Source organism: Polaromonas sp. YR568, from assembly GCF_943369415.1.
In the GTDB taxonomy this organism is placed as follows: Bacteria; Pseudomonadota; Gammaproteobacteria; order Burkholderiales; family Burkholderiaceae_C; genus Polaromonas.
Map to the genome: position 1 here is coordinate 25,628 of NZ_CALRNF020000037.1, position 16,866 is coordinate 42,493.

The window sequence follows — 16,866 nt, forward strand, 5'->3', positions numbered from 1 at the left end:
CGATTGTCCAGGGTTAGCGGCTTAACGGCGGCGGCGCTTGAACCAGATGCGCAGGCGCCAGGCCAGCTTGACCAGCACATAGCCGGTGGTCGAGCCCACTACGGCAAAAATGCCCATGCCCAGTATGGCGGGCCCGCCAAAGGACGCCAGCCAGGCGAGCACGCCGGCGCCTTCGGACATGCGCACCGGCGGCGGCGCGTCGAGCAGCAGGCTGCCCACCTGGTAGGCCAGCCAGAGCCAGAAGCCCACGGTAAAGGGATTGGTGATGAAGGTGATGCCGGCGGCGACGGGAATGTTGGCGCGCCACCAGACGCTGTGGGCCGCGGCCGCGACGATCTGCGCGAACGGAAGCGCGAAGGCCCAGAAAATGCCGATGGCCACGCCGCGCGCCACGGCTTCATGCTGCAGGCGCCACAGCTGAGGGTCCAGCACGCGGTGCGCGACGGGCCGCAGCCAGGGGTTAGCCGCCAGCACTTCGCGGCTGGGCACCGAGGCCTTTATGCGCGCCAGCCAACCGGCGGGTTTTCTTCCCGTCCTGGTTTTGGGGTGTGCCTTCATGGCGCGGCCCTGGGCGGTAAAATGCGGGTTTCACCCACGGCCATGACGCTGAAGTCCTCGTCCTTCAGGCCTTTCGCCGCGCGCGCCGCGGCCAGGTCTTTGGGCGGCTGGTCCAGGGGTTCGTCGGTCAGCTCAAACGTACCCCAGTGCACGCCCACACTGCGCTTGGCGCCCAGGTCCTGGTGGATCTGCACCGCCTCGGCCGGGTTCACATGTTGCCCGGACATGAACCAGCGCGGCTCGTAGGCGCCGACGGCGATCAGGGCCAGGTCGAAGCCGCCGCCCTGGGCGGCCGTCTGGCGATTGGCAAAGCGCGCGCGGGTGTCGAGAAAGTCTTTGGAGTAACCGGTGTCGCCGCTGAAATACCAGTGCAGGTCGGACGCGAACACGGCGTAGCCGCCCCACAAAGTCTGGCTGCGGTCGCCCGGGCCGCGCGCCGACCAATGCTGCACCGGCGTGAAATTGAATTCGACGCCGCGATAGACGTGGTGGTCCCACCAGTCCATCTCCACCACGTGGGTGATGCCGCGGCTGGCGAACCAGGATTTGAGGCCCAGCGGCACCAGGAACAGCGTGGCGCTGCCGGCGGCGGCCGAGCGCGCGGCGATGCCTTGCACCGAATCGGCGTCCAGGTGGTCGTAGTGGTTGTGCGACAGCACCACGACGTCGATGGGCGGCAGGTCGGCCAGCGCGATGCCCGGCGGCTGCGCGCGCGAAGGACCCATGAATTGCACCGGGCTGGCTCGCCGCGAAAACACCGGGTCCGTCAGCACGTTGAGCCCGCCCGCCTGCACCAGCATGCTGGCGTGGCCCACCCAGGTGATGGCGGGCGGGGGCGATGCCGTGCCCGGCGCCGCAAACGCCGGCGCATAGGCGCGTATGGCGGCCAGGTCCGGCGCCTGCGCTGGGGTGGGCGCGGCGGGCGGTGCGGGCAGGTTTTGCCGGCGCTTGTCCCATTGCCAGCGCAGCAGATCGCCCAGGCTTCTGGTGACCGATGCGCTGTAGTTGTTCTGGAAGCCTTCCCGCGTGTGGTGCGGTTTGGCGGGATCGTAATAAGGGTTCACGGCCGCGCAACCCCCGGCGAGGAAAAACAGGCTGATGAAAAGAATGCAGGCGCGCATACAGGCCGCAGGAGTGCCGCCCTCCTCACGCGAGAAACACGACGGCGGCAATGGCCAGCGCGCCCAGCGCCAGGTTGATCATGGCCAGTGTGGCGATCTGCCCGACGCGGCGCCCGCCTTCGGGCCAGTCGGCGGCCACGACGGCCAGCTTGAGGCGGCGGAAGGGGCCGAAATACAGGTGGCCGAAGAGCGCGAACATCACGAGGCCCAGGCCGAACATCAGGTGCCAGCCGGTGGGCGCGTTTTTCATGCCGACGGCCAGCAGCATGGCCAGCCCGGTCAGCAGCAGGACGGCGATGGAGACCCACACCAGTACAAAAAAGCGCCGCAGGACCTGCGCGATCAGGGGCAGGCGCAGCGGCGGCGCGAGCTGCCCGGCGGCGGGACGCAGCGCAAACAGCATGAAGGAGATCCCGCCCAGCCAGGCGATGGCAAAGGCGATGTGCAGGAATTTCATCAGGGCGTGCATGCGGGGGATCTTTCAAGGGGGTGGGCGGCGCTACTGGCCGTGGCGCTCTAACCCATTGTGAACCAGCCGCTTGGCGTTTACCCCAATGCACGCGCGCATGCCCCCTAATTCATTTCCAAACCGGGGTTTTTCTGGGAGTGCAGGGGTTTCTACGTATAATCAAGGGCTTTGCTAATAACGGCCCTGTAACTTTCCCGTAATTTGTAGGTTTCAAAATGACAAATTCGGTGAATTCGGCAACGGACCCGGTCCCCCGGGCAGTTACATATGAGTTTGAGGCGGACGAGGCGGCTTTCAAGCCCCTGACCCGTGAAGAGGCCCAAAAGCTTCGTGAAACGGTTTCGCTTCTTTCCCCCTGGTCGGTGTTGGCGGGGCAGTTGGCGGTTGGTGTTCTGGTGGCGTGTGTCACCTGGGCCCTGACAGGCCAGCGGTCTGCCGGCTGGTCGGCGCTTTACGGAGCGCTGGCGGTGGTGATTCCGGCGGCGCTGTTTGCGCGCGGTTTGACCGGCAAAGTGTGGTCAATGAATCCAGGCGCCGCGGTGGCTGGATTCTTTTTGTGGGAAATGGTCAAGATCGCCTTGACGGTGGCAATGCTGTTTGCCGCGCCAAGGCTGGTTTCGATGCTGAGTTGGCCGGCCATGCTGGTCGGCCTGGTGGTGACAATGAAAACGTCCTGGATCGCGCTGTTGTTCGCGGCCAGGAAAAATAAACTTTGAGGCGAGCAATAAATGGCTGCTGAGAATGCTGCTGGACATGGCGGTCCAACCGCCGGTGAATACATCGTTCACCACCTGACGCACTGGCGCAACAAGGAACTTGTTGGCCCGTTCGATCTGACCGTCATCAATATTGATTCGACCATCTTCACCATCCTGCTGGGTGTGATCGGCTGCTTCCTGCTCTGGAAAGCCGCCCGCAAAGCCACTTCCGGCGTTCCCGGCCGTTTCCAGGCCGCGGTTGAAATCCTCGTCGAAATGGTCGACGCGCAAGCCAAAGGCATCGTGCACAACGCCGAAAGCCGCAAGCTGGTCGCGCCGCTGGCCCTCACCGTGTTTGTCTGGATTTTCCTGCTGAACGCCATGGACTTGCTGCCGGTGGATTTGCTGCCCGTGCTGTGGGCCTGGGCGTACGGCGCCGCCGGCCATGATGCACACCACGCCTACATGCGTTCCGTTCCCACCGCCGACCTCTCCATCACCATGGGCCTGTCCCTGGGCGTGCTGATCACCTGCCTGGTCTACAACGTCAAGATCAAGGGCGTGGGCGGCTGGATCCACGAGCTCTTCACCGCGCCTTTCGGCAACCACTGGGCGCTGTACCCTTTCAACTTCCTGATGCAGGTCATCGAGTTCGTCGCCAAGACGGTCTCCCACGGCATGCGGCTGTTCGGCAACATGTATGCCGGCGAACTGATTTTCCTGCTGATCGCCCTGATGGGCGGCGCCTGGTCGCTGTCGGCGACCGGCATCGGCCTGGCCATCGGCCACATCATCGCGGGCTCGGCCTGGGCGATTTTCCACATCCTGATCATCACGCTGCAAGCCTTCGTGTTCATGATGCTGACCCTGGTGTACATCGGCCAGGCGCACGATCACCACTGATCAGATCAGTCATTCCCGTTTTCGTTTCCGTTTTTCTTTTTCTCTCGCAACCAAAGTCCTAAGGAGTCATCATGGAAGTTATTAGTTTTGTCGCTCTGGCCGCCGGCCTCATCATTGGCCTGGGCGCAGTCGGCGCTTGTATCGGCATCGGCATCATGGGCAGCAAATACCTCGAAGCAGCTGCACGCCAGCCTGAACTGATGGGCGAACTGCAGACCAAGATGTTCCTGCTGGCCGGCCTGATCGACGCTGCCTTCATTATCGGCACGGGTATCGCGCTGTGGTTCGCCACAGCCAACCCATTCCTGGCGCAAATCGCCAACCTGCCCAAGTAAGCATTGATCAAAATCCCAAGAATGTCATTCCTTCGGGCCGGCTTATGGCTGGGCCCCAAGGGAAAGGATGAGCAGTGAGCATTACCGGTACCCTAATTGTCCAGCTGATCGTGTTCCTGATTTTGGTCGGGTTCACGATGAAGTTTGTGTGGCCACCCATCGCGGCGGCCCTGGACGCGCGCGCGCAAAAAATCGCTGACGGCCTTGCTGCTGCCGACAAAGCCAAATCTGAACTCTCCGTCGCCAACAAGCGCGTGGAAGAAGAGCTGGCCAAGTCGCGCAACGAAGCGGCCGTGCGCCTGGCGGAGGCCGAGCGCCGCGGCCAGGCCCTGATCGAGGAAGCCAAGGCCAAGGCCACCGAAGAAGGCGGCAAGATCATTGCCGCCGCCAAGGTGGAAGCCGAGCAGCAGGCCGTGAAGGCCCGCGAGGCCCTGCGCGAGCAGGTTGCCGTGCTGGCCGTCAAGGGCGCCGAGCAGATTCTGCGCAAGGAAGTCAATGCCGGTGTGCATGCTGACTTGCTGGGCCGCCTGAAGACCGAACTCTAAGCGAGCATCAACATGGCAGAACTAGCCACCATTGCCCGTCCCTACGCTGAAGCGCTGTTCAAGGCCTCCGGCTCCGACCTGGGCGGCGCCGCCGCCTGGCTCGACGAGTTGGCCGCCATCGCTGCGAATGCGCAGCTGCAGCAGTTCGCCGGCAACCCCGGCGTCACTTCGGCGCAGGCGTTCGACGTGATTTCGGGCGTTGCCAAGACCCAGCTGCCGGAGGCCGCGAAAAACTTCCTGCGCACGGTGATCGACAACGGCCGCCTCAGCGCCCTGCCGGAAATCGCCGCGCAGTTCCGTGTCCTGAAAAACGCGAAAAGCGGGTCGTCCGACGCGACCGTCTACAGCGCATTCGCGCTCGACGCCGCGGCGCTGGCCGACCTGTCGGCAACGCTGGAAAAACGTTTTGGCAAGAAGCTCAACCTCCAGGTTGAGCTGGAGCCGGCCCTGATCGGGGGCGTGCGAGTCGTGGTGGGTGACGAGGTGCTGGACACCTCGGTCAAAGCCCGTTTAGAGCAAATGAAAGTGGCGCTGATCTCCTGAGCCGGTGCCCAGGCGCCATCCGCAGGTTTTAAGCCAACAAACATAGAAAGAAGGAAAGAGTCATGCAACTCAATCCCGCAGAAATTTCTGAACTGATCAAGAGCCGTATCGAAGGCCTGACCGGCAGCAGCGACATCCGCAACCAGGGCACCGTGGTGTCCGTGACCGACGGTATCGTCCGCATCCACGGCCTGTCCGACGTGATGCAGGGCGAAATGCTGGAATTCCCCGCAACCGCCGACGGCACCCCCACCTACGGCCTGGCGCTGAACCTCGAGCGCGACTCGGTCGGCTCCGTGATCCTGGGTGAATACGAACACATCGCCGAAGGCGACACCGTCAAATGCACGGGCCGCATCCTGGAAGTGCCCGTCGGCCCCGAGCTGCTCGGCCGCGTGGTGAACGCCCTGGGCCAGCCCATCGACGGCAAGGGCCCGATCAACGCCAAGCTCACCGACGTGATCGAAAAGGTCGCGCCCGGCGTGATCGCCCGTAAATCCGTCGACCAGCCCCTGCAGACCGGCCTGAAGTCCATCGACTCCATGGTGCCCGTCGGCCGCGGCCAGCGCGAACTGATCATCGGCGACCGCCAGACCGGCAAAACCGCCGTGGCCATCGACGCCATCATCAACCAGAAGGGCAAGGGCGTTTCCTGCGTCTACGTCGCGATCGGCCAGAAGGCCTCCTCGATCAAGAACGTGGTGCGCTCGCTGGAACAAGCCGGCGCCATGGAATACACCATCGTCGTGGCGGCTTCCGCTTCCGAGTCGGCCGCCATGCAGTATGTCAGCGCCTACTCCGGCTGCACCATGGGCGAATACTTCCGCGACCGCGGCGAAGACGCGCTGATCGTGTATGACGATTTGTCCAAGCAGGCCGTGGCTTACCGCCAGGTCTCGCTGCTGCTGCGCCGCCCGCCGGGCCGCGAAGCCTACCCCGGCGACGTGTTCTATCTCCACAGCCGCCTGCTCGAGCGCGCAGCCCGCGTGAACGAGAAGTACGTTGAAGACTTCACCAAGGGGGCAGTCAAAGGCAAGACCGGTTCCCTGACCGCGCTGCCCATCATCGAAACGCAGGCCGGCGACGTGTCCGCTTTCGTGCCGACCAACGTGATTTCGATCACCGACGGCCAGATTTTCCTGGAAACCAGCCTGTTCAACGCCGGTATCCGCCCCGCCATCAACGCCGGTATCTCGGTGTCGCGCGTCGGCGGCGCTGCCCAGACGAACTGGATCAAGGGCTTGTCCGGCGGTATCCGTACCGACCTGGCGCAGTACCGTGAACTGGCTGCGTTCGCGCAGTTCGCCTCCGACCTGGACGAGTCCACCCGCAAGCAACTCGAACGCGGCGCCCGCGTGACCGAGCTGCTCAAGCAGGCGCAGTACTCCCCACTGCCGATCAGCCTGATGGGTGTGACGCTGTTTGCCGTCAATCAGGGCTTCATGGACGACATCGAAGTCAAGAAGGTTCTGGCCTTCGAGCACGGCCTGCACAGCTACCTGAAAGACAAGCACGCCCCCATGCTGGCGACCATTGAGGCAAATGGCCCCAAGTGGGATGCGAAGCCGAGCAAGCCGGATGACAGCGACGCGAAGAAGGCGACGAAAAAAGTTTGCCAGGATGCCGAAGCCGAGTTGAAGGCTGCCGTGGCCGAATTCAAGAAATCCTTCGCTTAATTCGTTACCCGAAACCAGGAAACTGTTATGGCAGCAGGTAAAGAGATTCGCGGCAAGATCAAATCGGTGGAAAACACCAAGAAGATCACCAAGGCCATGGAAATGGTGGCCGCCTCCAAGATGCGCAAGGCGCAGGAGCGGATGCGCGCTGCCCGTCCTTACAGCGACAAGATCCGCAACATCACGGCCAACCTGAGTCAGGCCAACCCCGAATACACCCACGCCTTCATGGAGTCCAACGACGCCAAGGCCACCGGGTTCATCGTGGTGACGACCGACAAGGGCCTGTGCGGCGGCATGAACACCAACGTGCTGCGCGCCGTGACGGCCAAGCTCAGGGAAGTGCAGGGCGCCGGCCATGATGTCAACGCGGTCGCCATCGGCAACAAGGGCCTCGGTTTTCTCAACCGCGTCGGCGCCAAGGTGGTGTCGCACGCGACCCAGCTCGGCGACAAGCCGCATCTGGAAAAGCTGATCGGCCCCGTCAAGGTGCTGCTCGACGCCTACAGCGAAGGCAAGATCAACGCGGTGTACCTGTGCTACACCAAGTTCATCAACACCATGCGCCAGGAACCTGTGGTCGAGCAGTTGCTGCCCCTGACGGCGGCGCACCTGCAGGCCGACAAGGACCAGCACGGCTGGGACTATATCTACGAGCCCGACGCGCAGACCGTGATCGACGACCTGCTGGTTCGCTACGTGGAAGCGCTGGTGTACCAGGCGGTGGCCGAGAACATGGCGTCCGAGCAGTCCGCCCGCATGGTGGCCATGAAGGCCGCCACCGACAACGCCGGCAGCGTGATCGGCGAACTCAAGCTGGTTTACAACAAAACGCGTCAAGCGGCGATCACGAAAGAACTTTCGGAAATCGTTGCCGGTGCTGCTGCGGTTTAAGCCGCCACACCCGATTTAAAGATTTAAAGAAACGGAAAAGGATTCAATCATGGCTCAGGCTCAAGGCAAGATTGTTCAGTGTATTGGTGCGGTGGTTGACGTGGAATTCGCGCGCGACCAGATGCCCAAGATCTATGACGCGCTCAAGATGGAAGGCTCCGCGCTGACGCTGGAAGTCCAGCAGCAGCTGGGCGACGGCATCGTGCGCACCATCGCGCTGGGCACCTCCGACGGCCTGCGCCGCGGCAACATGGTGTACAACACCGGCGCCAACATCACGGTTCCCGTGGGCAAAGCCACGCTGGGCCGCATCATGGACGTGCTGGGCGCGCCCATCGACGAGCGCGGCCCGGTCGACCAGACCCTGACCGCACCGATCCACCGCAAGGCGCCTGCTTATGACGAACTCTCGCCATCGCAGGAACTGCTGGAAACCGGCATCAAGGTGATCGACCTGGTGTGCCCGTTCGCCAAGGGCGGCAAGGTGGGCCTGTTCGGCGGCGCCGGCGTCGGCAAGACCGTGAACATGATGGAACTCATCAACAACATCGCCAAGGCGCACTCGGGCCTGTCCGTGTTCGCTGGTGTGGGTGAACGTACCCGCGAAGGCAATGACTTCTACCACGAGATGGCCGACTCCGGCGTCGTGAACCTCGAGAACCTCGGCGAATCCAAAGTGGCCATGGTCTACGGCCAGATGAACGAGCCTCCGGGAAACCGTTTGCGCGTCGCGCTGACCGGCCTGACGATCGCCGAGTCCTTCCGTGACGAAGGCCGCGACGTGCTGTTCTTCGTGGACAACATCTACCGCTACACGCTGGCCGGCACCGAAGTGTCCGCGCTGCTGGGCCGTATGCCTTCCGCCGTGGGTTACCAGCCGACGCTGGCCGAAGAAATGGGCCGCCTGCAAGAGCGTATTACCTCCACCAAGGTCGGCTCCATCACGTCCATCCAGGCCGTTTACGTCCCTGCCGATGACTTGACCGACCCGTCGCCCGCCACCACCTTTGCCCACCTGGACTCCACCGTGGTGCTGAGCCGTGACATCGCCTCGCTGGGTATCTACCCCGCGGTCGACCCGCTCGACTCCACCAGCCGCCAGCTGGACCCGAACGTCGTGGGCGAAGACCACTACGCGACGGCCCGCGCCGTGCAAGGCACGCTGCAGCGCTACAAGGAACTGCGCGACATCATCGCGATTCTGGGCATGGACGAACTGGCTCCTGAAGACAAGCTGGCCGTGGCCCGCGCCCGCAAGATCCAGCGTTTCCTGTCGCAGCCTTTCCACGTCGCTGAAGTGTTCACCGGCTCGCCCGGCAAGTACGTCAGCCTGGCTGAAACGATTCGCGGCTTCAAGATGATTGTGGCCGGCGAGTGCGATCACCTGCCGGAACAAGCCTTCTACATGGTCGGCACCATCGACGAAGCTTTCGAAAAGGCGAAGAAGGTCTAAGGCCCAGGCCTCAAAACTTTTTTCACTAAGGATCGCTTATGTCAACCACCATTCACGTCGACGTCGTATCCGCGGAAGAGTCCATCTTCTCGGGTGAAGCGCGCTTTGTGGCTTTGCCCGGCGAGGCCGGCGAACTGGGCATTTACCCGCGCCACACGCCGCTGATCACCCGCATCAAGCCGGGCGCTGTGCGCATTGAAAAAGCCGACGGCACCGAAGAATTCGTCTTCGTGGCCGGCGGCCTGCTCGAAGTGCAGCCCAACTGCGTGACGGTCTTGAGCGACACCGCTATTCGCGGCAAGGACCTGGACGAGGCCAAGGCCGTGGAAGCCAAGGCCGCCGCCGAAGAAGCGCTGAAGAACGCCAAGAGCGACATCGACATCGCCATGGCCCAGTCCGAGCTCGCCGTCATGGCCGCGCAGATTGCCGCCTTGCGCAAGTACCGCCAGAAGAAATAAGCCGCGCCGGTTTGACCGGATCGCACCGAGCCCCTGCCGAAAGCCAGGGGCTTTTTTTATGGCCAGGCCTTAGCCGCGATGTAAGCCCTTGCTGACACCATAAGCGCCTGACGCCGCTCAGCGCGTCGTGCACGGCAAGCTTAGGATGGCGGCTAGCCCGGCGCCCCCAGCGCCGGTTCCCCGGCTTTCCCGGACTGGCACGGAACAACGCAAGCATGGACCTGATCGTGGCAAGGCCGGAAGGCCTGTACTGCGCGGCGGGCGATTTTTACATCGACCCCTGGCGGCCTGTGGGCGACGCGGTGATCACGCACGCCCACTCGGATCACGCGCGCATCGGCCACGGCCACTACCTGGCGCACACCGACAGCGAAGGCACACTGCGAACGCGGCTCGGCGAGATCACGCTGCAAACATTGCCTTATGGCGAAACGCTGGAGCGCAACGGTGTGAAAATCTCCCTGCACCCGGCCGGCCACGTGCTCGGCTCGGCACAGGTCAGGGTTGAGCACCGCGGCGAAGTGTGGGTCGCCTCGGGCGACTACAAGACGGAAGCCGACGGCACCTGTGCGCCCTTTGAGCCCGTGCCCTGCGACACCTTCATCACCGAGTCCACCTTCGGCCTGCCGATCTACCGCTGGCCCACACAACAGGCGCTGTTCGCGGAAATCAACGCCTGGTGGCAGCGCAATGCGGACGAGGGCCGCGCCTCGGTGCTGTTCTGCTACGCCTTCGGCAAGGCGCAGCGCATCCTGCACGGCGTGGATGCCGGCATAGGCCCCCGCGTCGTGCACGGCGCGGTCGAGCCGCTCAACGCGGTCTACCGCGCGGCCGGCGTGGCTCTGCCGCCCACGCAGCGCGTGACCGATCCAGGCGTCACGCCGGCCATGCTCAAGCGCGCCCTGGTGCTGGCGCCGCCCTCGGCGCAGGGCACGCCGTGGATGCGGCGCTTCGGCAATTATTCCGACGCCTTCGCCAGTGGCTGGATGCAGTTGCGCGGCACGCGGCGCCGGCGCGGTGTGGACCGCGGCTTTGTCATGTCTGACCATGCCGACTGGCCCGGCCTGCAAAGCGCCATCGCCGGCACAGGCGCCGGCCGCATCATGGTCACGCACGGCAGCGTCGCGGTGCTGGTGCGCTGGCTCAGCGAAATGGGCCTGCAGGCCGAGGGCTTCAAGACCGAGTACGGCGATGAGGACGTGGCCGACCAGGCCGCACCGGAACCGGTGGGTGAAACCGGCACCGCATGAAAGCCTTCGCCGCGCTCTACCGCGAACTCGACGCGACCACCTCCAGCCTGGCCAAGCAGGCGGCGCTGCAGCGCTACCTGCAGGACGCCGCGCCTGCCGATGCCGCCTGGGCCGTCTACTTCCTGGCCGGCGGCAAGCCGCGCCAGTTGGTGCCGACCAAGCTGTTGCGCCTGCTCGCGCAGGAAGCCGCCGGCTTGCCCGAGTGGCTGTTCGATGAAAGCTACGAGGCCGTGGGCGATCTCGCGGAGACAATTTCACTGCTGCTGCCGCCGCCCACCGAGCAGCACGAACTCGGCCTCGCCGCCTGGGTCGAGCAGCACCTGCTGCCGCTGCGCGCGCTGGGAAAAACACATCCCGATGCGCTGCCCGACACCTTGCGCGCGCAGTGGCGCCGCCTCGCGCCCGAGGAGCGCCTGGTCTACTTCAAGCTCATGACCGGCAGCTTCCGCGTCGGTGTCTCGCGTCTGCAAGTCACGCAGGCGCTCGCGGCCGTGGCCGGTGTCGACGCCAAGCGCGTGGCCCAGCGCCTGATGGGCTACACCCACATCAGCGGCCAACCCACGGCCGCAGACTATGCTGGACTGGTCGCTGCTGAGAGCAGCGGCGAGCTGAACCAGAAAACCAGCGGCCAGCCTTACCCGTTTTTCCTCGCGCATCCTTTCAACATCGGGCTCGACCAGTTCGATGCCGTGCTGGGCCCGCCCGCCGATTGGCTGGTCGAGTGGAAGTGGGACGGCATACGCGCCCAACTCGTCAAGCGCGCCGGCCAGGTCTGGCTCTGGTCGCGCGGTGAAGAGCTGGTGACCGAGCGCTTCCCCGAACTCGCCGCCATGGGCGAGGCGCTGCCCGACGGCACGGTGCTGGACGGTGAGATCGCTGTCTGGCGCGAGGACAAGGTCAGGCCTTTTGCCGAACTGCAAAAGCGCATAGGCCGCAAGACGCTGGGCCCCAAGCTGCTGCGCGACATCCCGGTGGTGCTGCTGGCCTACGACCTGCTCGAATGGCAGGGGCGCGACCTGCGCACCACGCCGCAGGTAGAGCGCCGCGCGCTGATGGACGATCTCGTCACGCAGCTGCAGCACCCGCAGCTGATCGCCAGCCCCATGCTCAGTGGCGAGAGCTGGAAAGACCTCGCGCGCCAGCGCGAGGCCGCGCGCGAGATGGGCGTCGAAGGCATGATGCTCAAGCAGCGGCAGGCTGCCTACGGCGTGGGCCGCACCAAGGACGTCGGCACCTGGTGGAAGTGGAAGATAGACCCGCTCAGCATAGACGCCGTATTGATCTACGCGCAGCGCGGCCACGGCCGGCGCGCCAGCCTCTACAGCGACTACACCTTCGCCGTGTGGGATGCGGCGCCGGGCGCGCCCGAGCGAAAACTGGTTCCGTTCGCGAAGGCCTACTCGGGCCTCACCGACGAAGAGATGGGCCGTGTCGATGCGGTGATCCGCAAGACCACGGTTGAAAGCTTCGGCCCCGTGCGCAGCGTGAAACCCACCCTGGTGTTCGAACTCGGTTTTGAAGGCATCGCGCGCAGCAGCCGCCACAAGAGCGGCATCGCCGTGCGCTTTCCGCGCATGCTGCGCTGGCGCGAGGACAAGCCGGTGGAAGAGGCCGATACCCTGGAGACGCTGGCCGCGTTGCTGCCTTCATGAGCCAGAATGCCGCCGTCAAAAAAGCGCTGGCCGCCTGGTTTGAGGCGCGCGGCTGGAAGCCTTTTCAATTTCAACGCGAAGCCTGGAAGGCGATTGCCGGCGGGCAATCTGGCTTGCTGCATGCGACCACAGGCGCCGGCAAGACTTACGCGGTGTGGCTGGGCGCACTGATGGCCTTCATGGCCAAGGCGCCCGCGCCGCGCGCAGCAAAGGCCGCGGGCAAACCGGCGCCGGCAAGCGCGCTGACGGTGCTATGGATCACGCCGATGCGCGCACTCGCCGCCGACACGCTGCGCGCGCTGCAGCAACCGCTGGAGGTTTTGCAAAGCGAACAGGCGGGCGCCGCCTGGAGCGCCGGCGCACGCAGCGGCGACACCGCCGCCGCCGAGCGTACGGCGCAAAACAACCGCCTGCCCACGGTGCTGGTCACCACACCCGAAAGCCTCTCGCTGCTGCTCGCGCGCGCTGATGCGCAGGCCGTGCTGGGCAGCGTGCGCATGGTCGTCGTCGATGAATGGCATGAGCTGCTCGGCAACAAGCGCGGTGTCCAGGTACAGCTTGCGCTGGCGCGGCTGCGCCTGTGGAGCCCGGTGCTCTGCGTGTGGGGGATGTCCGCCACCCTGGGGAATCTGCAGGAAGCCATGCACACCCTGCTGGGCCACGGCGGCGGCACGCTGGTGCAGGGCCAGGTGCCCAAGAAGCTGGTCATCGATTCCTTGCTGCCCGGCCGCGCCGAACGTTTTCCCTGGGGCGGCCACCTGGGCTTGACCATGCTGCCGCAGGTGATTGAAGAGATCGCCGGCAGCAGCACCACCCTGGTCTTCACCAACACGCGTTCGCAGTCGGAGATCTGGTACCAGGCGCTGCTCGAAGCCAAACCCGAGTGGGCCGGGCTCATCGCGCTGCACCACGGCTCCTTGGACCGCGAGGTGCGCGAGTGGGTGGAAGCCGGCCTTAAAAAAGGCGAGCTGCGCGCCGTGGTCTGCACCTCCAGCCTGGACCTGGGCGTGGACTTCCTGCCCGTCGAGCGCGTGCTGCAGATAGGCTCGCCCAAGGGCGTGGCGCGGCTGCTGCAACGCGCCGGGCGTTCCGGCCACGCGCCGGGCCGGCCCTCGCGCATCACGCTGGTGCCCACGCACAGCATTGAAATCGTGGAGGGCGCCGCCGCGCGTGCCGCCATCGCGGCCGGCCACATCGAGGCACGCACTTCGCCAGTGCAGCCGCTGGACGTGCTGGTGCAGCACCTGGTCACCGTGGCGCTGGGCGGCGGCTTTGTGCCCGATGCGCTGTACGAGGAAGTGCGTGGCACCGCGGCCTATGCCGGGCTCTCGCGCGAGAATTGGGAATGGTGCCTGGCCTTTGTACGCCAGGGCGGCCCGTCGCTCTCGGCCTACCCGGACTACCGGCGCGCCGTGCCCGACGAAGAGGGCGTCTGGCGCGTGCCCGATGCGCGGCTGGCGCGGCGCCACCGCATGAACATCGGCACCATCGTCAGCGACGCCAGCATGTCGGTGCAATACCTGGGCGGCGGCCGCATCGGCAGCGTCGAGGAAAGCTTTGCCGCGCGTCTCCAGCCCGGCGATTGCTTTCTGTTCGGCGGCCGCTTGCTGGAGCTGGTGCGCATCCACGACATGACGGCCTGGGTGCGGCGCGCCAGCGGCAAGCGCCCGGCCGTGCCGCGCTGGAACGGCGGGCGCATGCCGCTTTCGACCACCCTGGCCGACGCGGTGGTGCAGCAGCTGGCGTTGGCCGGGGAGGGGAATTACGACACGCCCGAGCTGCAATGCGTGCGGCCCTTGCTGGACATCCAGCAGCAATGGTCCGCCCTGCCCACACCGCAGACGCTGCTGGCCGAGTTGCTGAAAACGCGCGAGGGCTGGCACCTGTTCCTCTATCCCTTCGCGGGCCGCCATGTGCACCTGGGCCTGGCCAACCTGATCGCCTGGCGCGTCGCCCAGCATGCGCCGCGCACCTTTTCCATTGCAGTGAACGACTACGGCCTTGAGTTGCTCAGCGCGACCGAGGTCGACTGGCCCGCGCTGCTGCCGCAGGTGCTCAAAGCCGGCCCGGATGAACAACTGCTGCACGAGGTGCTGCAAAGCCTCAACGCGAGTGAACTCGCACAGCGCCGCTTCCGCGAAATCGCGCGTGTCTCGGGCCTGATCTTCCAGGGCTATCCCGGCGAAAAGCGCAGCAACAAACAGCTGCAGGCTTCGTCCTCGCTGTTCTGGGAAGTGTTCCGCAAATACGACCCGGCCAACCGCCTGCTCATGCAGGCCGAGCAGGAACTGCTCGCGCAGGAACTCGAACTCGGCCGGCTGCGCGCCAGCCTGGCGCGCATGGGCACGCAGCAGCTGGTGCTGCAAACGCTGGCGCGGCCCACGCCGTTTGCGTTTCCGTTGATGGTGGAGCTGTTCCGCGAAAAGCTCAGCAATGAAAGCCTGGCCGACCGCATCACGCGCATGGTGGCGCAGTTGGAGAAGGCCGCCGGCGGCGCCGTCGCGGTGGGCGGCGTTGAGCAGGTCAAGGGCACGCTGGCTTTTGGGCAGGATGGCGTGTCTTCGGGCGATGGCAAGGGCCGCCCGCGCCGCGAACGCAAGCCGTCCCGGCCGCTACCCTTGTTGTGATGACGCAAGAGGATCACACGCCACCCGGCCCGCCGCTGCCTGTGACCTATGCCGGCGAAACCGTCTGGCTGCTGCCCGAACGCGCCCTGTGGTGGCCCGCCGGCCGCGTGCTGTTTGTGGCCGACCTGCACCTCGGCAAGGCCGCCACCTACCGTGCCCTGGGCCAGCCCGTGCCCGCCGGCACCACGCGTGAAAACCTGGCGCGCCTCAGCGCCTTGCTGCTGCATTACCAGCCGCGGCAACTCGTGTTCCTCGGCGACCTGCTGCATGCGGCCCAGGCCCGCACGCCGTCGGTATTGCAGGGCCTGGCCGCCTGGCGCGAAAGCTTCGCCGCGCTGGACTGTGTGCTGGTGCGCGGCAACCACGACAGCCGCGCCGGCGACCCGCCGGCCTCGCTGGGTGTACGCGTGGTCGATGAGCCCTTTGTGATCGGCCCCTTCGCCGCCTGCCACCATCCGCAGCGCCATGACACGCTGGGCGTGATCGCGGGCCACCTGCATCCGGCGCTGAACCTGCGGGGCCCTGGCCTCGACCATGTGCGCCTGCCTTGTTTCTGCCTGGAAGCGGGGCTATTGATTCTTCCCGCCTTCGGCGAATTCACCGGCGGCTGGAACGTGCCGCGCGAAGCCGGACGACGGCTCTACCCGGTCGGCGGCCACAGGGTGTGGCAGTTACCAGACGCCTGATGCGTCAGATCGGTGCGTCGCTGTGGCGCAAACGCCGCAAGTAACAACTCGACACGCTAAGTCACACCCGGCCGGCGGACCGCGCCTTATCGTCAGCACAGAATTTCAACCAAACCGACGAGGTGGGATTATGGACAGCGCGATGGACAGTCTGACGTGGGTGGAAGAGCTTTCGCCGCACCGCCGGGGGCGGCGTTCGCGCAAGACATGGGTGCGGCGTGCTTTCGTCGTGCTGACGGCTTTGTTTGTACTGGGAGTCTTGCTGTCGCCCTGAACGGAGCCACGCGCAAAGCCTTCTCGGTCTTGCTAACCCGGTATTGCTCCCTCTCCCCTTGGGAGAGGGTTGGGTGAGGGGGCTACGGCCTCTACACAAAACGGTGGCGTATTTACCGCCGCTGACCCTCACCCCCACCCTCTCCCAGGGGGAGAGGGAGTAAAACAGACCAGCTTCGCTTTTATTGCAGCAGCGGCGTGTCGGGCAATTCGTTGGGATTCGCGCCGGCGCCCTCTTGCGAGGTATCCGCGGCGAAGTGTTCCATCAGCACCGCTGAAGTTTCTTCCAGCGCCTGCGTCAGCCCGTCTTCATACCGCTGCTCGCGAAACGCGGCCGCCATGCGCGACACCATGGCCTGCCATTGATCGGGGCCCACATGCCGCGCCACGCCGCGGTCGGCCACGATCTCTATCGCATGCTCGGCCAGCAGCACGTAGATCAACACACCGTTGTTGTGCTCGGTGTCCCAGACGCGCAGCTTGCCGAACATCGTGACCGCGCGCTGGCGCGTGAGTGCGGCGATGGAATTTTGTTTGTCCAGCCGCCACAAATAACTCATGGGCAGCGAGGCTTCCACGCAGATGCGGATCTCGCCGCTGTGGCGCTGCTCGCTGGCCGCCACGCGCTGGGCCAGGCGCTTGAGCATGTCGGGCGGAATCGCGCGGCTGGCGTCTGACGCGTCGAGCCAGAGATGCCAGAGCATGGTTGTGAGTTTGTTGAGCAT

17 protein-coding genes are annotated in these 16,866 nt (G+C 65.2%); 13 read left to right on the forward strand and 4 right to left on the reverse strand.

Annotated features, from left to right (window positions below; genetic code table 11):
• Positions 1-21: 21 nt before the first annotated feature.
• The 3 genes from ACLV74_RS20625 to ACLV74_RS20635 are packed head-to-tail and all read right to left on the reverse strand — an operon-like array spanning position 22 to position 2,148.
• Positions 22-558 (reverse strand): DUF2062 domain-containing protein, encoded by a 537-nt coding sequence (locus ACLV74_RS20625; protein WP_411881289.1) that lies wholly within the window; start codon positions 556-558, stop codon positions 22-24.
• Positions 555-1,679, reverse strand: a complete 1,125-nt coding sequence (locus ACLV74_RS20630) for an MBL fold metallo-hydrolase (protein ID WP_411881290.1) — start codon at positions 1,677-1,679, stop codon at positions 555-557. Before ACLV74_RS20630 ends, ACLV74_RS20625 begins: the two co-directional genes overlap by 4 nt.
• A 25-nt stretch (positions 1,680-1,704) precedes the next feature.
• The gene (locus tag ACLV74_RS20635) at positions 1,705-2,148 is read right to left on the reverse strand and encodes a CopD family protein (RefSeq protein ID WP_411881291.1); all 444 of its coding nucleotides are present in this window, start codon (positions 2,146-2,148) and stop codon (positions 1,705-1,707) included.
• A 215-nt stretch (positions 2,149-2,363) separates the two neighbouring features.
• Between ACLV74_RS20635 and ACLV74_RS20640 the strand changes: the two genes are divergently transcribed.
• The 13 genes from ACLV74_RS20640 to pdeM all read left to right on the forward strand — a co-directional run bounded on the left by ACLV74_RS20640 (position 2,364) and on the right by pdeM (position 15,868).
• The gene (locus ACLV74_RS20640; protein WP_411881292.1) at positions 2,364-2,864 is read left to right on the forward strand and encodes an ATP synthase subunit I; all 501 of its coding nucleotides are present in this window, start codon (positions 2,364-2,366) and stop codon (positions 2,862-2,864) included.
• Between the two features lie 12 nt (positions 2,865-2,876).
• Positions 2,877-3,749, forward strand: coding sequence for a F0F1 ATP synthase subunit A (gene atpB, locus ACLV74_RS20645; protein WP_411881293.1), 873 nt, complete (start codon positions 2,877-2,879; stop codon positions 3,747-3,749).
• A 71-nt stretch (positions 3,750-3,820) separates the two neighbouring features.
• The gene (atpE, locus tag ACLV74_RS20650; protein ID WP_007868969.1) at positions 3,821-4,084 is read left to right on the forward strand and encodes a F0F1 ATP synthase subunit C; all 264 of its coding nucleotides are present in this window, start codon (positions 3,821-3,823) and stop codon (positions 4,082-4,084) included.
• 74 nt (positions 4,085-4,158) lie between these two features.
• Entirely contained in the window at positions 4,159-4,629 is a 471-nt protein-coding gene (locus tag ACLV74_RS20655; RefSeq protein WP_411881294.1) for a F0F1 ATP synthase subunit B, read from the forward strand.
• Positions 4,630-4,641: 12 nt separating this feature from the next.
• The gene (locus ACLV74_RS20660) at positions 4,642-5,172 is read left to right on the forward strand and encodes a F0F1 ATP synthase subunit delta (protein WP_411881295.1); all 531 of its coding nucleotides are present in this window, start codon (positions 4,642-4,644) and stop codon (positions 5,170-5,172) included.
• Positions 5,173-5,234: 62 nt separating this feature from the next.
• A complete protein-coding gene (gene atpA / locus ACLV74_RS20665; RefSeq protein WP_411881296.1) occupies positions 5,235-6,848 on the forward strand; it encodes a F0F1 ATP synthase subunit alpha in 1,614 nt (537 codons plus the stop codon).
• A 27-nt stretch (positions 6,849-6,875) separates the two neighbouring features.
• Positions 6,876-7,742: a F0F1 ATP synthase subunit gamma gene (atpG, locus tag ACLV74_RS20670; protein ID WP_411881297.1), complete on the forward strand. Its 867-nt coding sequence runs from the start codon at positions 6,876-6,878 to the stop codon at positions 7,740-7,742.
• A 49-nt stretch (positions 7,743-7,791) separates the two neighbouring features.
• On the forward strand, positions 7,792-9,195 hold the full coding sequence (atpD, locus tag ACLV74_RS20675; RefSeq protein ID WP_293400292.1) for a F0F1 ATP synthase subunit beta: 1,404 nt from the start codon (positions 7,792-7,794) through the stop codon (positions 9,193-9,195).
• Between the two features lie 38 nt (positions 9,196-9,233).
• On the forward strand, positions 9,234-9,653 hold the full coding sequence (locus ACLV74_RS20680) for a F0F1 ATP synthase subunit epsilon (RefSeq protein ID WP_411881298.1): 420 nt from the start codon (positions 9,234-9,236) through the stop codon (positions 9,651-9,653).
• Between the two features lie 215 nt (positions 9,654-9,868).
• Positions 9,869-10,903 (forward strand): ligase-associated DNA damage response exonuclease, encoded by a 1,035-nt coding sequence (locus tag ACLV74_RS20685; RefSeq protein WP_411881299.1) that lies wholly within the window; start codon positions 9,869-9,871, stop codon positions 10,901-10,903.
• Complete coding sequence (locus tag ACLV74_RS20690) at positions 10,900-12,555, forward strand: ATP-dependent DNA ligase (RefSeq protein WP_411881300.1); 1,656 nt, start codon at positions 10,900-10,902, stop codon at positions 12,553-12,555. The genes ACLV74_RS20685 and ACLV74_RS20690 overlap by 4 nt, the downstream gene beginning before the upstream one ends.
• The gene (locus ACLV74_RS20695) at positions 12,552-15,182 is read left to right on the forward strand and encodes a ligase-associated DNA damage response DEXH box helicase (protein WP_411881301.1); all 2,631 of its coding nucleotides are present in this window, start codon (positions 12,552-12,554) and stop codon (positions 15,180-15,182) included. Before ACLV74_RS20690 ends, ACLV74_RS20695 begins: the two co-directional genes overlap by 4 nt.
• The gene (gene pdeM / locus ACLV74_RS20700; protein ID WP_411881302.1) at positions 15,182-15,868 is read left to right on the forward strand and encodes a ligase-associated DNA damage response endonuclease PdeM; all 687 of its coding nucleotides are present in this window, start codon (positions 15,182-15,184) and stop codon (positions 15,866-15,868) included. Before ACLV74_RS20695 ends, pdeM begins: the two co-directional genes overlap by 1 nt.
• Positions 15,869-16,323: 455 nt before the next feature.
• Here pdeM and ACLV74_RS20705 read toward each other — a convergent pair whose 3' ends face one another.
• Positions 16,324-16,866, reverse strand: coding sequence for a TPM domain-containing protein (locus ACLV74_RS20705; RefSeq protein WP_411881303.1), 543 nt, complete (start codon positions 16,864-16,866; stop codon positions 16,324-16,326).